Annotated in this window: 13 protein-coding genes and 1 CRISPR repeat array; of the genes, 7 read left to right on the top strand and 6 right to left on the bottom strand. The window is 47.3% G+C overall.

Annotated features, from left to right (window positions below; genetic code table 11):
• Positions 1-87: 87 nt before the first annotated feature.
• The 6 genes from ACH10T_RS11700 to ACH10T_RS11675 all read right to left on the bottom strand — a co-directional run bounded on the left by ACH10T_RS11700 (position 88) and on the right by ACH10T_RS11675 (position 6,665).
• On the bottom strand, positions 88-1,104 hold the full coding sequence (locus tag ACH10T_RS11700; protein WP_394809452.1) for a tyrosine-type recombinase/integrase: 1,017 nt from the start codon (positions 1,102-1,104) through the stop codon (positions 88-90).
• Between the two features lie 6 nt (positions 1,105-1,110).
• A complete protein-coding gene (locus ACH10T_RS11695) occupies positions 1,111-1,587 on the bottom strand; it encodes a helix-turn-helix domain-containing protein (RefSeq protein ID WP_394809451.1) in 477 nt (158 codons plus the stop codon).
• 20 nt (positions 1,588-1,607) lie between these two features.
• On the bottom strand, positions 1,608-4,178 hold the full coding sequence (locus ACH10T_RS11690) for a hypothetical protein (protein ID WP_394809450.1): 2,571 nt from the start codon (positions 4,176-4,178) through the stop codon (positions 1,608-1,610).
• Between the two features lie 10 nt (positions 4,179-4,188).
• Entirely contained in the window at positions 4,189-4,431 is a 243-nt protein-coding gene (locus ACH10T_RS11685; protein WP_394809449.1) for a helix-turn-helix transcriptional regulator, read from the bottom strand.
• 240 nt (positions 4,432-4,671) lie between these two features.
• The gene (locus ACH10T_RS11680) at positions 4,672-5,463 is read right to left on the bottom strand and encodes a hypothetical protein (protein WP_394809448.1); all 792 of its coding nucleotides are present in this window, start codon (positions 5,461-5,463) and stop codon (positions 4,672-4,674) included.
• Positions 5,460-6,665, bottom strand: coding sequence for a hypothetical protein (locus ACH10T_RS11675; RefSeq protein WP_394809447.1), 1,206 nt, complete (start codon positions 6,663-6,665; stop codon positions 5,460-5,462). The genes ACH10T_RS11680 and ACH10T_RS11675 overlap by 4 nt, the downstream gene beginning before the upstream one ends.
• Before the next feature lie 180 nt (positions 6,666-6,845).
• On the opposite strand from ACH10T_RS11675, the gene cas3 reads away from it, so the two are divergent.
• From cas3 to cas2, 7 genes are read left to right on the top strand one after another with little or no spacing between them, the layout of a single operon-like run.
• Entirely contained in the window at positions 6,846-9,332 is a 2,487-nt protein-coding gene (gene cas3 / locus ACH10T_RS11670; RefSeq protein ID WP_394809446.1) for a CRISPR-associated helicase Cas3', read from the top strand.
• A 9-nt stretch (positions 9,333-9,341) separates the two neighbouring features.
• The gene (gene cas5c, locus ACH10T_RS11665; RefSeq protein ID WP_394809445.1) at positions 9,342-10,049 is read left to right on the top strand and encodes a type I-C CRISPR-associated protein Cas5c; all 708 of its coding nucleotides are present in this window, start codon (positions 9,342-9,344) and stop codon (positions 10,047-10,049) included.
• Entirely contained in the window at positions 10,046-11,974 is a 1,929-nt protein-coding gene (gene cas8c / locus ACH10T_RS11660) for a type I-C CRISPR-associated protein Cas8c/Csd1 (protein ID WP_394809444.1), read from the top strand. Before cas5c ends, cas8c begins: the two co-directional genes overlap by 4 nt.
• On the top strand, positions 11,971-12,819 hold the full coding sequence (cas7c, locus tag ACH10T_RS11655) for a type I-C CRISPR-associated protein Cas7/Csd2 (RefSeq protein ID WP_394809443.1): 849 nt from the start codon (positions 11,971-11,973) through the stop codon (positions 12,817-12,819). The genes cas8c and cas7c overlap by 4 nt, the downstream gene beginning before the upstream one ends.
• A 49-nt stretch (positions 12,820-12,868) precedes the next feature.
• Entirely contained in the window at positions 12,869-13,495 is a 627-nt protein-coding gene (gene cas4 / locus ACH10T_RS11650; protein WP_394809442.1) for a CRISPR-associated protein Cas4, read from the top strand.
• A 2-nt stretch (positions 13,496-13,497) separates the two neighbouring features.
• Complete coding sequence (gene cas1c, locus ACH10T_RS11645) at positions 13,498-14,532, top strand: type I-C CRISPR-associated endonuclease Cas1c (protein WP_394809441.1); 1,035 nt, start codon at positions 13,498-13,500, stop codon at positions 14,530-14,532.
• A 15-nt stretch (positions 14,533-14,547) separates the two neighbouring features.
• The gene (gene cas2 / locus ACH10T_RS11640) at positions 14,548-14,838 is read left to right on the top strand and encodes a CRISPR-associated endonuclease Cas2 (protein ID WP_305622836.1); all 291 of its coding nucleotides are present in this window, start codon (positions 14,548-14,550) and stop codon (positions 14,836-14,838) included.
• Between the two features lie 174 nt (positions 14,839-15,012).
• Positions 15,013-16,211: direct repeats of the CRISPR family, unit length 32 nt; unit sequence GTCGCGCCCCGCGTGGGCGCGTGGATTGAAAC.
• Positions 16,212-16,260 lie beyond the last annotated feature (49 nt).

Below are 16,260 nucleotides of genomic sequence, written 5' to 3'. Positions count from 1 at the left end.
CCGTAATTTAAATTACGCTACGTATTTCCCGAACAATCGCTTTTGCCAGCTCGTTGAAATCAGGCTGAGTAGACTGTTGGGGAGTGGCTAAATCCCGGATAATTTCACCCTGGCGTTGACAGGCACAACCCCGCCATAACTCAGAAACGTCGTTAATACTTTCTCATGCCCAAGATTCTGGCTCCACGCTTTGAATTGTTCTGGAGTTTTGCAGACTTCTTCACCAAGTCGAACGATTGTGTTTCTAAAACTGTGCGGATTGAAATACGGCAAGCCAGCATCGGTAAAGGCTTTGCGAAATATTGTGCGTATCGGTGTAGCATTGCTCCAGTGTTTGCGATCAAGGCCATCAGCCGAAAACTGCATGGATGAACCCAGTGCAACACGGGTCGCTGGAAATAGTGGATCGTCGTTACCCCAAAGCTTTTCTTCCCGCAGATACGTTACCCATTCCGCTACAATCGTGCGAATTTCATCGCCTACAGGGAAAAAGAAGGTATTGAAGGTTTTGCTAAATTTAGTGTTAACTTCGCGCGCATCCTGATTGACGCAGCTCTCAATCAAATCAACGTGTTTTAGCTTCATCGAAGCAATTGCGCTATCTCGTGCCCCAGTCAATAGTGTAAACGCGATCAGTGCACGGTTTCGTTTTTCAATATCCGTTTCGCTTAACATTGTATTGATGACATGCTTTATCTGTTCCAATGTCGGCACTTTTTGTTCTCGTTGCGTGGTAGCGATGCGCGTATCTTTATCGGATAGGTTGAAATACTCCGCATCTGAATATTGTAGGCGTGATTTGTAACCCGGCTGCCATGCAAGCCATTGGAAGAATCGCTTAAGTTGCGTTAATGTCGCGTGCAAAGTTGCCTTGCTCAGCTTTTCACCAGATTGTTGCCCTTTTTGTTCAGCTAAGTGTTTCTTAAATGCAATTGCGTGTTCATAGTGAAATGCCTTGAAATCCTTGTGCTTGGTATGAACTTCAAATCTCGCCAGAGCCTTTGCAGCAGCATCCACTGTCGCCTCGCTATTACGCACTGCTTCTTTCAAATAAGCAAAATATTTACGTTTGATTCGTTCATTGTCTGCATTGTATTTGGTCATGTTTTGCTACTCTCTTTTCAAGTCACTGTTAACGCTGGGTTGATTGCTCTCAATTATGTGTCGCAGTGCTTGCGGTAGCGTAATGGTTATTTCCCCGCATACTTGTCCCAGTTTCGATAAACTGACACGCCGGTTCATGATCTTGTCGCAATCCGGGCAAATGGCTTCAAGGTTCCCGATTTTCTCAGTGATGATCCGGTAATCGGCCATATCACCAGCCGGATTCTTTGGCATGCGACAACGGACGCAGTAGATTTCACCCGGTTTGCATTTCTGTTTGTTTTTCGTTCGTCTTGCTTGGTGGAATGCCACAAGATCACTGCCAAGAATAAGCAGCGGTCGTTTGTCATTGATAATGGGAAGCCCGGCCTTAATCCAAGCGCGTACAGTGCCTTTGAACACGCCGTACAAGCTGGAAACTTCTTCTGCCGTGTAGTTACGATGTATTTTTGCGAGATTTGGGTTATGCAGGCGTTTTTTCATGATTAATTTAGCCTGATTAGTTATGCGCCGCGACTGGCGCGGGCATAGGCATTGCTGTTATCCGAAGTGTTGCTGACACTTTTCTCGATTGGTTGGATGGAAACCGATAAAACCGGCGAAACCGATTCCACAATTTCCACCTGCCATGCTTCTGCCGAGCGATTGCCGCTAGCGCGGACAAAACGCTGTCCATCGACGATGCGACCGGCGTGCCGTCTGATCCACCAGCCCAACTTACGGCGGTTAATTTCACCACGTTCGTCAGCAATGTCGTGAAGCACCTCATGCAGTTCGGCGCTTGCATCGTTGAATGGCAGCGCCTGCTTGATCGCATCGCGCACCATGGCTGGAATCTTGCCGAATACAGAAAACCAGGCGGTCAGCAGTCGCGCCAGCGTTTCTCGGTCAGGATCATCAAGCATGGCTTCGAACACGGATACAGTCGGATCAGCGCAACCAAGCCACAAGAGCGGCTGACGGCAAAGATCAGACCAATCACCATAGCCCGCGAGCGATTTGCAGATAGTTTTTGGTTTGCCAGCTACGATCCATGCACGCACGATGGTCAAGGCTGCGGAAACATAGCGGCCCCGTTCGCGCAAAACATCACGCACCAGATCGGGGCGCGTGAAACTACGCGCCGCAGGCGTTTCGCAGCCTGGATCAAGGCGGATGGATAGGCAGCGCCGGGTCATATCCTGAACTGGCCCGACGTTGTTGCCGCTCGAGAGAAACAAGGCGCGCGTGCTGACGGTGGCGGTCTTGGATACGCCCAGGATACGACCGCTCATGAATTCCGAAGTCAGCGCAGTACACAGGCTTTTGTGTGCCACCAGATCGCTGGTGAGATTATCGAACTCAATCACAGCCGGAGCACGCAGCAATTCCGCGAGCAGCAATTTCCTACACTCCTCGTCATCGGCGGGAAACGTAGTCGGCGTGCCGCGTTGCGGTGTGGCAAAGGCGGTGATCAATTCGCACAGATACGACTTGCCAGAACCGACCATATGCGCCCGTACATGAATCATCGGCGCGTGAGTGAGACTAGGCCGGATGCTGGCGGTAAGCATCGCCACCAAGGCGGCGGCCAGATCGGATTCACTGGCGAAGCTGAACTCCATCAGCAAATCTTTCAACAACGCCAGAGCGGCTTCGGCCTGCGCGCGGGTCGGTTTGTCAAGGACAGAAAACCTCCGCGTATCGAACACACCAAACATGCCGGTGGCTGCATCATACCCCGCTGCTGTCATCAGGCTGCCATCGGGCCGAAGATAGGGTTGACGCGCCAAACCGTTCAATACCGGCAGATGCGGATAACTGGTCGCATCAAATAGTACCGAGGCATGGCGGGCAGGCGGATCGGCACGCACCCAATCCTCGGAGCGGCCATCAAAGCGCTCCCACGTCGCAGCACCCGCCAATGCACGCACGAGGGCTGGCAGGGTTATTTCCTGAACGCGGGTTTCGCGTGTGCCGGGGTCTGTGACCACGGTCACAACTAACCCACCGCGCTGATAGTGTCGTCGTGATTGCGCCAGTTCGCGCTCGGCTGCATCCACCACACGATTCATTTCACCCGCCATGATGCGAATAGTCGGCTTCATGCGTGCCGCACTGATCTCGATGTCGAGCGTCCTCAGTAGATCACGGACATGCCGGTCAGCACAGTGGCCATGCAGACATTTGAATCCACCGATAGGCCAGAGATCGTCTGGCTCAAAATAGGCTGTACCGCTATCGACTTCCCCCGTGTGCTCTTTTATCCATGGGCAGGTGATGTTGTGCTTACCCTCGCCAAGCGGAGCCTTATAAAGGCCACGATTCCGCAGTGTGACCAGAACGGCATTCTCATCAGGGCGCGCAATCCACACCGGATCGCCGTCGGAAGGCCGTTCCTGCGCCGTGCGGGTACTCTGTCGCTTGGGTCGTGCGGCCTGCATCATTTCCAACTGAAGACCATCGACCAGCTCTTCGACCGAATAGCGCAATTCAGGTGACCAAGCCACCATCTTGCATGCAAACGGCGGCGAGTGTTTGCCGTTCACCGCCACTGGAAGCCTTGCCAAGCGCGCCCGTGGGCCATTTGCGCCGGGGTCGCACAAACCGGCAGCAACAATGGCATCCATCAATCTGTCGGTGGCTAGTCCATCGGTCAGTGGCTCGCGTAGCAGATAGCCAGCTTGGTGGTTGCCCGGTGAAGACTCCAGCATCCATGACGGCGGCAACGTCAGTCGTTCCGTGGCCACCTTGCTGCCCACATCATCCAGCATCACCGAATGCAGCGCATGAAAGCGCGCTTTCTGCCGCCGATAATGGCCCGCTTCATCGGGCTTGAATACCGCCAGACTGAAATAGTTGTTGGCATCGCCCGGTAGATTCTCTGTCATATTGCCCTGCCACGGACTGCCAAACCAAGCCTTGCTGGGTACACTCGTGGGGTTCCCCGCGAAACTAACCACGACCGGGCGCACATCGGTCAGATTGTCACCAAATACAGCGCGAAGAAATTCGCCATTAGTGACCAAATCGGTTTCGCCGGTTTTATCGGTTTCCATCGGGCTGAATGGAAAAACTGTCTCGGGAGCATTCATAAACGCCCCCCTAAATTACTGTCTTGCGAGCGGCTTCAAGCTTTGCCACCAGCGCGCGGATTTCATCGTCGGTCTTTCCGGCAATGCGCGCTGCGTTGATCGCCTCAATTTCACAAGAAGGCCAGCCAACGGCACGCAAACCAATCTGTACAGGATGTGTGAATAACCCCTGTTGAATGTCTTGATAATGAGCGCTGCGCGATCTTCCTCGCTCTTTTAAAACAACTGGAAGTCTAAGGATGGTATTTGTCATTTCTGAACCTCTCTGATTGGTAGTGGATAATTCGAGAAGGAGCGTAACTGTGCGATTTGGGCGACAAAATACCCCAATGACAATAGAGAAAGTTATTCCAATTTTAATAAAATCATTTGGTTATGATCTTGCTGTGTCAATGAGGCTGTATTACTGTGTTGCAGATCTAAACGCGAAGAGAGGCTAAAAGCGGGGGTTGGGAGCTACTAAAATTGTGCGAAAAAATTCCGCCCAACTATTTTACGATTTCATGTTTTTTCTGATAGTTTCAGCACTGCGGCCTTTTGCAATCTCCATCTTGGCGATTTGCATCGAATACCAAGTATCAGACATATTGGAGTGTTTCTTTTTTAGTTTCCGGAATTCCTTCTGCCAACTTTCATGCATGGTCGAAGTATCCAATTTGCGCGTCTCGCGTTTGGCGTTGCTTGGTGTATAGCGGCTATCCGCCATGGTCGTGGAATCTACCAGTTGCCGGATCATGGTGACATCGAGCGAATATGCACCATCGTGATATTCGATTAACTCGATCAGCGGTAATCTATTGTTTCCGGCTGCTAAAGACAAAATACCATCGGCTTCCAGGCCAAGCATTTGGCTGCGCTTAATCCCCTTAGCGATACCGATGTTGCTCAAATTGGAATTGTCCGTTAGTTGACTGCTACGTCGCAATCCAAGGCTAGTTGCAATAAACTGACACAGGAAATCGATAGTACACTGCCACTGGTTCAATTTTTCGAAGGAAACAGGCACGCGGCTAATGTCATTTCGCTTATCGCAGGATATAAAGGCGCGTGCGGTCGAATTTTCTTTAGCTGGAATGATATGTACCGGCATGGCACATTCATGCTCACACCCGGGACAAATTGCGCTAGAAGCCGGTTTTGTTTTGGCAAGCAATCCTTGAGTTTTCAGGGCGGCAACGGCTGCCATAGGCCATTGAGTCAGTTCTTCATCGTTGACTAGAACTGCATTACCTTGACTAGCACCCACACGCCCCAATAGCTCAATCAGTGCGGCTTGTGGTGTCATACTTCAGCGATTTTTACTTCTTGTGTCAGTTCTTTAGGCTCAATCCCGGAGGCTTCCAGCATATCGCGCAGTTTTAAGCCCACCTCGTCATATTTCAGCGAACAGGAATTGGGATACGTAATGTAAAATTTCACTATTTTCGCTGGTTTGTCGGCATCTACTATAACCGAAACTGCAAGTTCAACTTGAGTGATGTTGTACATACTCATCGGTAAATTTTTACTAATCTGATCGAGCAAGGTGTACACGGCATCAGGTTTCTGAGTCGTATCTGCTTCCAGTGTAATACGATCGCCTTTCTTGATTCGTGATGAGAGCCGTAATTTTTTTACAATCACTTTCTCAATGCCGCTGCCCGGAGTAAAAGTAAAATCAAAGCTTTTCTGCAATAGCGGGGCAAGATCATAGACTCGTGTATCTTTGGGGTCTGGTGGCAATTTGTCGAGTTTCAGGATTGCTTCGGCGAACATACCTTGCAACGGTTCTATTGCTTTGTAAGAACCGCGAAAGTTCAGATCGATTGATCCTTCGCTTTGTGAATACACATAAATGACTTCAAAAGCCGGATTATGCGGACGGCAGTCAAATTCGCCATTTACCCATTCAATACTTTGCTGAGAATAATCTTCAGGATAAGCAAAGAAATAATCCAACTCACCACGGCGATAAGGCTCCACCACACAATTCTTGCCTCGCCCTTCCGTGTGATGAAAATAATTGCTGATAAGTTTGGCTAATTGCTTAATGCTGGCATCATCCACAGCAGCCTGTTCTTGCGGCAGATTCTTGCGTTTTCGCCAATGGGGCAATGTGTCTGCATGATAGAAGCGAGTGGCTCCTTTCCAACAAGTATTGTGTTCCAGAAAGGTAATCATTGCTCGCTGGTAATGATTAGGCAAAGCGGATAATTTTTCTACAAAAACTGCAAAATCATTGTCATTGAATTGGAAACCGGCTTCATCAATGATTGCCGTAGAACCCTTTTCACAACTCATCTCAAAAATTTCTCGAAACTCGGTATCCATGGCATTACGTTGATTATCCGGCAACAGCAGCCAAGCCTCAAATAAAGCAGTCGAATTTCCTTCCTTCATGGTGGTGAAGTCCAGATCTTTGAACAGATTTTGTTCATGAAAGTATCGGGCGAGTAAAGTATTGGGGATTTGCCGGAAGAAATCTTTGTTTGTGTAGTGCCGTGCCATCGGTTCGCTCCTTGGGTAAGGTAGAATCAAGTATTAGGATCATGCTGGACTTAACCGAACATTACGGCACATTAGCACTATAATCGGAACTTGAAGGCGAACAGTGGCTATCTCTTTAGCAGCCATGCTCCTTTTTCGTATCGGACCGGGTATAAAAGAGACAGCACATTCTAGGTTAATATGGATATTATTGACAACATCAATCATCCGCTTGATAAAAGCCAAGCTTTCATAGCTCACGTCCGCACAACGGATAAAAAAAAGCAAACACTCGCCACTCATTTACAAGAAGTGGCTGACATCACCAAGAAATTAGCCAGCAAAATCAATGCTTCCGAAGCAGGCGAGTTGATAGGCTTGTTACACGATTTTGGTAAATACAGCGTCTCTTTTCAAAACTACATCCAATCTGGCACCGGATTACTCAATCCAGATATGGATGCTGATTACGTTGATGCCGTCGCTCTGAAAGGCAAAATAGATCATTCTACGGCAGGTGCTCAGTGGGTATGGGAAGCGCTCAGTAAATATGGCAAAAATGGGGAAGGCAAGCTATGCGGGCAAATACTGGCGCTTTGTATCGCATCGCATCACAGCGGTTTGATCGATTGTTTAAAACCGGAAGGTGTCAATGGCTTCAATGATCGAATAACTAAAGATGATGACCACTCTCATTTAGCCGAATGCAAGCAAAATGCTGATGTGCTTATTCTGGATCAAGCCAAAAATTTAGCCGACAAGCCATTGATGTTAGCCATGTTCAAGCAGTTAAGCCTGCTCAGGAAAAATGAGCAGCATGGGCAAGCTATATCGGAAGCCATTAAATGTTTTTATATCGGTTTTTGGACGCGCTTTTTATTCAGTTGCCTGATTGATGCAGACCGCATCAATAGTGCTGATTTTGAAAATCCCAACAATGCATCTTTTCGAAATAAAACCGTGTCATGGGATATTGCCATAAAGCGACTAGAATTGTTTTTGACCGAGCAATTAATAATCAATAACGATACTAAGATTAACGCAATACGCCGCACAATTTCCGAAACCTGCAAAAATCGGGCACAGGATGCTCAGGGTATTTATACACTGACTGTGCCGACGGGCGGCGGTAAAACCTATGCCAGTCTCCGCTATGCCTTGCATCATGCCAAAAAGCATGGATTGGAGCGCATTATCTACGTCATCCCTTATACCTCCATTATTGAGCAAAATGCCGAAGCCATACGTAGTGTCATTGAACATGAAGGTGATCAATATCCTTGGGTACTTGAGCATCACTCGAATTTAGAACCGGAAAATCAAACCTGGCATAGCAAATTGGCGGCTGAAAACTGGGATGCCCCGATAATTTTGACCACGATGGTGCAGTTTTTAGAAACGTTGTTTAGTGGTGGAACGCGCGGCGTGCGACGTCTACATCAATTGGCCAACAGCGTCATCATTTTTGATGAAATTCAAACCTTACCCATTAACTGCACGCATCTATTTTGTAACGCCCTTAATTTTTTAAGTGCGCATACTAAAACAACAGCAGTTTTATGTACGGCAACCCAGCCGTTACTCGATCAATTGAAGAAACCGGAAAAAGGCCAACTGCTTATACCCAAGGAAAATCACCTGATACCTGACGCCAGACAATTATTCGACCAATTAAAGCGTGTTGAAATCAGCAATAAAACCAAATCAGAAGGCTGGTCGGAAAAGGAGATAGCCGATTTATCGCTCTCCGAACTTAACAGCAAAGGCAATTGCTTGGTAGTGGTCAACACCAAAGCCTGGGCACAAGCTTTGTATGTCTACTGCTCTAAAAAAGACCTCGATGTAGAGACCTTGTTTCATTTAAGCACCAACCAATGCTCTGCGCATCGAAGTGAACTGTTTCAAAGAATGCGAGCAAGACTAGCGGCAGGCCTACCGGTGTTATGTTTCAGCACTCAACTAATTGAAGCCGGTGTCGATATTGATTTTTCCAGCGTTATCCGTTTTCTGGCTGGATTGGATTCGATAGCTCAAGCAGCGGGACGCTGCAATAGAAATGGTCGATTGGATACCGCTACTGTGCATGTCGTCAACCCGGCACAGGAAACCATTAACCAACTGATAGACATTAAAGTCGGTCGTGACAAAACCTGGCGCGTATTCAGTGAGGTTAAAGATAAAGACCTATTAGATCCGGAAAATATGGCGCTTTATTTTGATTATTACTTCTATGACCGCGCCGATGAAATGGCCTATCCGTTGAATGAAAATCAGATAGGTAGAACAGACACGCTACTCAATTTACTCAGTGAAAATAAATTCAACACCGGAGCCGGAGTGCCACTACATTTAAAGCAATCGTTTATGACGGCAGGCAATGCCTTTAAAGCCATAGACGCACCGACACAATCCGTGATTGTTCCTTACAAACAAGGCAAACAACTTATTACCGAGCTGTGTGGAATTGCCAAAGAATTTGATGCAGCCAACTACTATTCCTGTTTAAAGCAAGCACAAAAATTTAGCGTTAATGTGTTTCCGAACGTGTGGAAAAAATTACTGGAGCACAAAGCGATTTACGAGATTCATCCGGGTGAAGGTGTGTATTACCTCGATGACCGTTATTACAGTCCAGAATTTGGCTTGTCTACCGAAGCCGACGGCAAAGCCGAAGTGACTATTTTATAGGGATAAGAAATGATGAAAAACAGCATTAGTTTTCGGCTGTGGGGCAAGTATGCGTTATTTACCGACCCCATCACCAAAATCGGCGGTGAAAAATGTTCTTATCAGCTGCCGACTTATGAGGCCATCAAAGGTGTGCTCAAATCCATCTATTGGAAGCCGACGCTGATTTGGCATGTTGATAAAATCAGGGTCATGAATCCGCTGCGTACTCAAACCAAAGGAACCAAACCGTTAGTGTGGAGCGGCGGTAACAGCTTGGCAATTTACACTTTTTTAAGGGATGTCGAATACCAAGTGCAGGCACATTTTGAATGGAATGAACACCGTTCCGAACTGGCAGGCGATCGGATAGACGGCAAGCATTTCAGCATTTTAAAACGCACCTTAGAAAAAGGCGGTAGGCAGGACATTTTTTTAGGCACACGCGATTGTCAGGGTTATGTCGAGCCTTGCGAGTTTGGTGAGGGGAAGGGTGCTTATGACGATCTGAACGAATTAGCTTTTGGCCTGATGTTCCATAGTTTTGCCTACCCGGACGAAACCGGAATCGACAAGTTGCATAGCCAGTTCTGGCAGGCCACGCTTAAAGAAGGGATTCTGAAATTTCCGCGTCCGGATGAATGCGATGTACGCCGCTTTGTCCGGCCTATGAGCTCAAAGGAATTCGGGATGGGTACAAACCTGTTGGCCGTTACGGATGAAGAGGCGCAATTATGAGCTGGATGGGAAAGCTTTATAAAACTTACGAACAAGGAATCGGATTAGATACGCCAAAACCTTGGCCAATATCCCATTTTGTTAAAACGGCGCATATTGAGGTGGTTATTGATGGCAATGGAAATATAAAAAAAGACAGGATTACTCTATTATCCGGCGAGGATTCTTTAACGCTTATACCTGCAACAGAGGCTTCTGCTGGACGAGCAGGAGCAAAAATTGCTCCTCATCCACTTTGCGACGAATTAGGTTATTGCGCTTCTGATATGCCAGATTCAATACAAGCTAGAAATAACGCATATTTAAACCAACTTAAAGAATGGTGCTTGTCAGAATATGCACATCCAAAAATTCTAGCCATTTTCAAGTATCTCGAAAAACGAAGTTTATGGAGCGACTTAAACCAATTAATAGTATTTCCAATAACGTTTTCAAATAGAAGCGGCCAAAAAACAAAAATTAATGCTGAAAAGGCTTTTGTACGATGGAAAGTTGAAGAGCCAGGTAATCCATGTTCTGGCACGTGGGAAGATAAAGATTTAATCGAGAAATGGATTGAGTTTGATAAATTAAAAAACTCAAAATCTGGGCTTTGTTTTATATCTGGTGAAGAAGTTCGCTTAATCGAAAACCATTCCAGATTTATTAGAAACTCAAGTGATGGCGCAAAGTTAATTTCATCAAACGACGGCGGTGGTTATACATATCGCGGTAAATTTTTGAATAACACTGAAGCTTGCAGTATAGGCTTTGACGTTTCGCAAAAAGCCCATAATGCCTTACGCTGGTTAATTTCCCGCCAAGGATTTAGAAACGGCGATCAAGCTTATGTGTCATGGGCTGTGTCAGGAAACTCCATTCCTGAGCCTTTGACAGATGCTTACTCATTTCTTGATACGGATGGCTTTGATCTGGAAGAAGTCGAAGAAAGCGCAGCCTCAATAACTGCCCCCGTTCTCGATCATTCGCGAGATTTGGGCGAATCCTACGCAAGACAACTTAAAAACTACATGGCTGGCTATGCCGCAAAATTAGGCCCGAATGAACAAATCATCATTATGGGGATTGATTCGGCGACACCTGGACGCATGGGGATTATTTATTACCGAGAACTCTTCAGTAATGATTTTCTCAACCGCCTGGAAACCTGGCATAGTCAATTTGCCTGGCCTCAACGTCATACCAAAGAAATAGCCAACACCACCGGCAAAAAGCCCAAAACCAAAGTCATTTGGCCAATTAGTTCACCCGTACCGATGGCGATAGCAAAGGCAGCATACGGTGAAAACGTAACGGATAACTTAAAGAAAAAAGTTATTGAGCGCCTTATCCCATGCATTATCGACGGGCAGCCCTTTCCTTTGGATTTGGTTATTAGCTGTGTTCGCAAAGCAACGAATCGAGTTGGCTATACCAGTGATGCTCAGTGGCTATGGGAAAAAAACTTAGGCATTGCCTGTGCGCTCTACAAAGGCTATCACCAACGACACCCGAATTTAACTCAACGAAGAGAATATGCTATGGCACTAGAAGAAAACTACCATGCGCGCGATTACCTGTTCGGTCGGCTGTTAGCCATTGCCGAACGTATAGAAGACGTGGCGTTAAATATCAGCGGTGAAAATCGTCCGACAACTGCCGCACGATTAATGCAACGTTTTGCTGATCGCCCTTTTGAAACCTGGCGCACGATTGAATTAGCGTTGCAGCCTTACATGCAGCGTTTACGAGTGTCACGCGCCGGATTTCTGGCCAATCAATTGAAAGAATTGGACACCGTCCAAGCCATGTTTAAACACGATGACTTCATTAGCAAAGCTGCATTATCCGGTGAATTTTTATTGGGCTATCACTGCCAACGCCAAAAATTTAGATCCAAATCCGAAACCCCAGACGAAACATCGTCACAAGGAGACTCAGAATGAGTGCATTAAGCCACAAAATTGATTTTGCAATTATTTTCAGCGTTAAAAACGCTAACCCTAATGGCGACCCACTCAATGGCAATCGTCCGCGCACTGATTATGAAGGTTTTGGAGAAATTACAGATGTTTGTTTAAAACGTAAACTTCGGGATCGGTTGCAAACGGAAGGGCATTCAATTTTTGTACAATCTGATGAGAAAAAAACTGATGGGATGACCAGCTTACAAAATCGCGCTTATGCCGAGTCGCCCATAGGATTAGGCAAAAGAGCCTTTAATCCGAAGGAAAATAGCAAAGACAAAGCCGCAGAACTGGCATGTAAGCAGTGGTTTGATGTCCGCGCCTTTGGTCAAGTTTTCGCGTTTGGTAAAGAAGGCGATGCCGCAGGTGTTTCTATTGCTATCAGAGGGCCGGTGACTATTCAGTCGGCGTTTAGCATTGAACCTGTCAGTATTACCAGCACTCAGATTACCAAAAGTGTGAATAGCGAAGGCGATGGTGCTAAAAAAGGCTCGGATACCATGGGAATGAAACACCGTGTAGATCACGCAATTTATGTGGCTTACGGCGCGATGACCCCACAACTGGCCGATAAAACCGGCTTTAGCGATACCGATGCCGAAGCGATCAAAGCTATTTTGCCCAAGTTGTTTGAAGGCGATGCGTCTTCTGCCAGACCGGAAGGTTCTATGGCGATTAGCAAAGTCATTTGGTGGCAACACAACTCAAAGGCAGGGCAATATTCGTCTGCCAAGGTACACGCGACACTCAAAGTAAAGCCTGACGGAGATTATGATTTAACTCAGCTTGACGGTCTAAAGCCAGAGGAAATTTCCGGTTTTTAGAGTCTGTCGTGCAAATTCTCATTGTCATAAAGTTAACGTAACGACAGCAATGCAAGACCTAGAACCCATCTACCTATCACGCCTGCAACATTATCTATATTGCCCGCGTCAATTCGCCTTAATTGAACTGGAAAATATCTGGGCCGAAAACCAATTTACGGCGGAAGGTCAGGTATTACATCAGCGCATAAATCAGGCCGATCAACAAAAGCGTGGCAATGTGCGTACTGTGTGGGCATCACGTTTGGCTAATATGGAATTGGGCATTGAAGGGGTTGCCGATGTGGTGGAATACCATCGGCAAGCAGACGGCACAGAAATCCCTTTACCCATCGAATACAAACGCGGCAAACCCAAAGCGCATCGCGCCGATGAGGTGCAATTGTGCGCACAAGCACTGTGTCTGGAAGAAATGCATAGTGTCACGGTGCCGGAAGGCGCATTGTTTTATGGTGAAGTGCGTCGGCGGCACTCGGTAATTTTTGATACTGAACTACGCGACTTAACGCTACAAACCATCCTAGCCTGCCGAGACATTGTGCAAACCAGCATCACCCCCCCTGCAATCTACCACGCAAAAAAATGCAACGGTTGCTCTCTAATCGACCAATGCCTTCCCAAAGATTTTTGCAGATCGGCATCCGTCTGGTTAGCAGCACAGCTAAAAAAGGATTAAACATGCGCCCACTACGCAACGTTATTTATGTTCAAACGCAAAACGCCTGGTTGCATAAAGACAATGAAAATTTGGTTCTAAAAGTGGATAAGGAAACCAAAGCACGCGTACCTATTCATAAGTTACAGGGTTTGGTGTGTTTTGGGCAAGTAACTATTTCACCTTACCTAATGGCGCATTGTGCAGAAAATGGCATAACCATTACCTTTTTAAATATGTTCGGCAAATATCTAGCTCGCGTAGAAGGTCCTGTAAGCGGCAATGTGCTGTTACGCAGAACGCAACATATAACCGGGCACAATGTGGAAAAGAGTGTCGCCATTGCCCAAACCATGTTAACCGGAAAACTGTATAACCAGCGTTATGTGATTAGAAGATACTTACGTGATCACCGAGAAAAAATTAGCGATGCCAAAGTGCTTGTTGAGTTAGAAACCGCTGAAAAACGCTTAACCCGCTGTTTAACACAACTTACCGATTGTAAAACAATCGATACCTTAATGGGGCGTGAAGGCGAGGCAGCGCAAGTGTATTTTGGCGTGTTTAACCATTTGATACGGCAAGCTGATTTCGAATTTGATGCTCGCAGACGCCGACCGCCAACTGATCCCGTCAATGCCTTACTGTCATTTTTCTACACCTTGCTTACTCATGATTGTCGCTCTGCACTGGAAACGACCGGATTGGATCCTGCTAGTGGGTTTTTGCACCAACTACGTAGCGGTAGACCGTCATTGGCCTTAGACATGGCGGAAGAACTTAGGCCTATGATTGATAGGTTTGTACTATCACTAATTAACAAACGACAGCTGGTTTCTAAAGACTTTCAAACTTGGCCTAACGGATCGGTAACATTAAAAGATGAACCTCGAAAAACATTGTTGGCGGCTTGGCAAGAGCGCAAGCAAGATAGTTTATTCCATCCGTGGTTTGAAGAAACGGTTCCAATCGGCTTACTGCCTTGGTTACAAGCCCAAGTCTTAGCACGTTTCTTACGAGGCGACTGTGATAGCTATGTACCTTTTCTGTGGAAATAGATTAAGGGTTTTCAAATGATGATTTTAGTGACCTACGATGTTAGCTTTAAAAACGATACTGGGCCAAAACGCTTGCGTAGAATTGCAAAATTATGCCTTAACTACGGCCAGCGTGTACAGTATTCAGTATTTGAAATTGAAGTAGATATGGCGCAATGGACAAAGCTAAAAAATGATCTAATCGACGTTATTGATATAGAGCTTGATAGCCTAAGATTTTACTACTTGGGAAATAACTGGGAGCGACGTGTTGAACATATTGGTGCTAAAACTGTATTAGATTTAAATGGGTTGTTATTACTGTAATGCGAATCCTAAGCGAGCATAAAAACATCAATATTTTTTGTCTCCATTAAGATACTGATTTTTCTTATTTTTATTTAAATAATAAATAATTTATAATGCTTTCCGCAGATGTTTTGATTGATTCGCAATTTATTGGTTTTTTAACCAATATTTTCAATCAATTAAGCATACGCTGTCGCGCCCCGCGTGGGCGCGTGGATTGAAACCGATTCGTGGGAGAAATTCAACGTTTGGATGGCAGGTCGCGCCCCGCGTGGGCGCGTGGATTGAAACCTGCCGGATCTTGTGTTTATATCAGTATTGTACGTCGCGCCCCGCGTGGGCGCGTGGATTGAAACCTGTTGGGCTAAGTGCTAGGATTTACACGAACGGTCGCGCCCCGCGTGGGCGCGTGGATTGAAACGTATTTCATTGACCACGAATTCCCAATACAAAGGTCGCGCCCCGCGTGGGCGCGTGGATTGAAACAATATGGATATGTTGAGTGGACAAGCGGAAATGTCGCGCCCCGCGTGGGCGCGTGGATTGAAACGGTTGATGAGGCATTGAAGGATACCGGGATCACGTCGCGCCCCGCGTGGGCGCGTGGATTGAAACACTCAAGTCCGCTGCGTGTTTAACTATCCCCGGTCGCGCCCCGCGTGGGCGCGTGGATTGAAACCCATTGTAGATGCTTTTCAAATTGAAACTGTGGTCGCGCCCCGCGTGGGCGCGTGGATTGAAACTATATCAGATGTCTCGTGAAGACCTATGTAATAGTCGCGCCCCGCGTGGGCGCGTGGATTGAAACTGCGTGATGTCGATAACCGTCGATGTGCTTGCGTCGCGCCCCGCGTGGGCGCGTGGATTGAAACTTCAAGATCAAGCAATGACTGCCTACCGGCCCCGTCGCGCCCCGCGTGGGCGCGTGGATTGAAACTCAATTAGCGTTTAAGATTGATTTTCGATCAATGTCGCGCCCCGCGTGGGCGCGTGGATTGAAACCGCAACCAGCTTAACCGCGGTATTTTTGACGAAGTCGCGCCCCGCGTGGGCGCGTGGATTGAAACCGGGCACTCACGCACACCAGCAAACACCAGCGCGTCGCGCCCCGCGTGGGCGCGTGGATTGAAACATATCCTTTTGATTTTGATGCAAGTTTAAAATGTCGCGCCCCGCGTGGGCGCGTGGATTGAAACGGAAGCTGCTATGGAATTCAGGGCGAACATAAAGGTCGCGCCCCGCGTGGGCGCGTGGATTGAAACGCCGATGACGGCAGGGGTATACCGCCCCGCCGCGTCGCGCCCCGCGTGGGCGCGTGGATTGAAACATTTTGCGGTCGTGCAAGAAGACGGCGGCGCGGTCGCGCCCCGCGTGGGCGCGTGGATTGAAACACACTCCACAGCCGTTAAAACCTACAAACGCAGTCGCGCCCCGCGTGGG

Source organism: Nitrosomonas sp. (genome assembly GCF_043753625.1).
In the GTDB taxonomy this organism is placed as follows: domain Bacteria; phylum Pseudomonadota; class Gammaproteobacteria; order Burkholderiales; family Nitrosomonadaceae; genus Nitrosomonas.
Note: the sequence above shows the minus strand (reverse complement) of the source record. Positions and strands in the feature narration are given on the sequence as shown.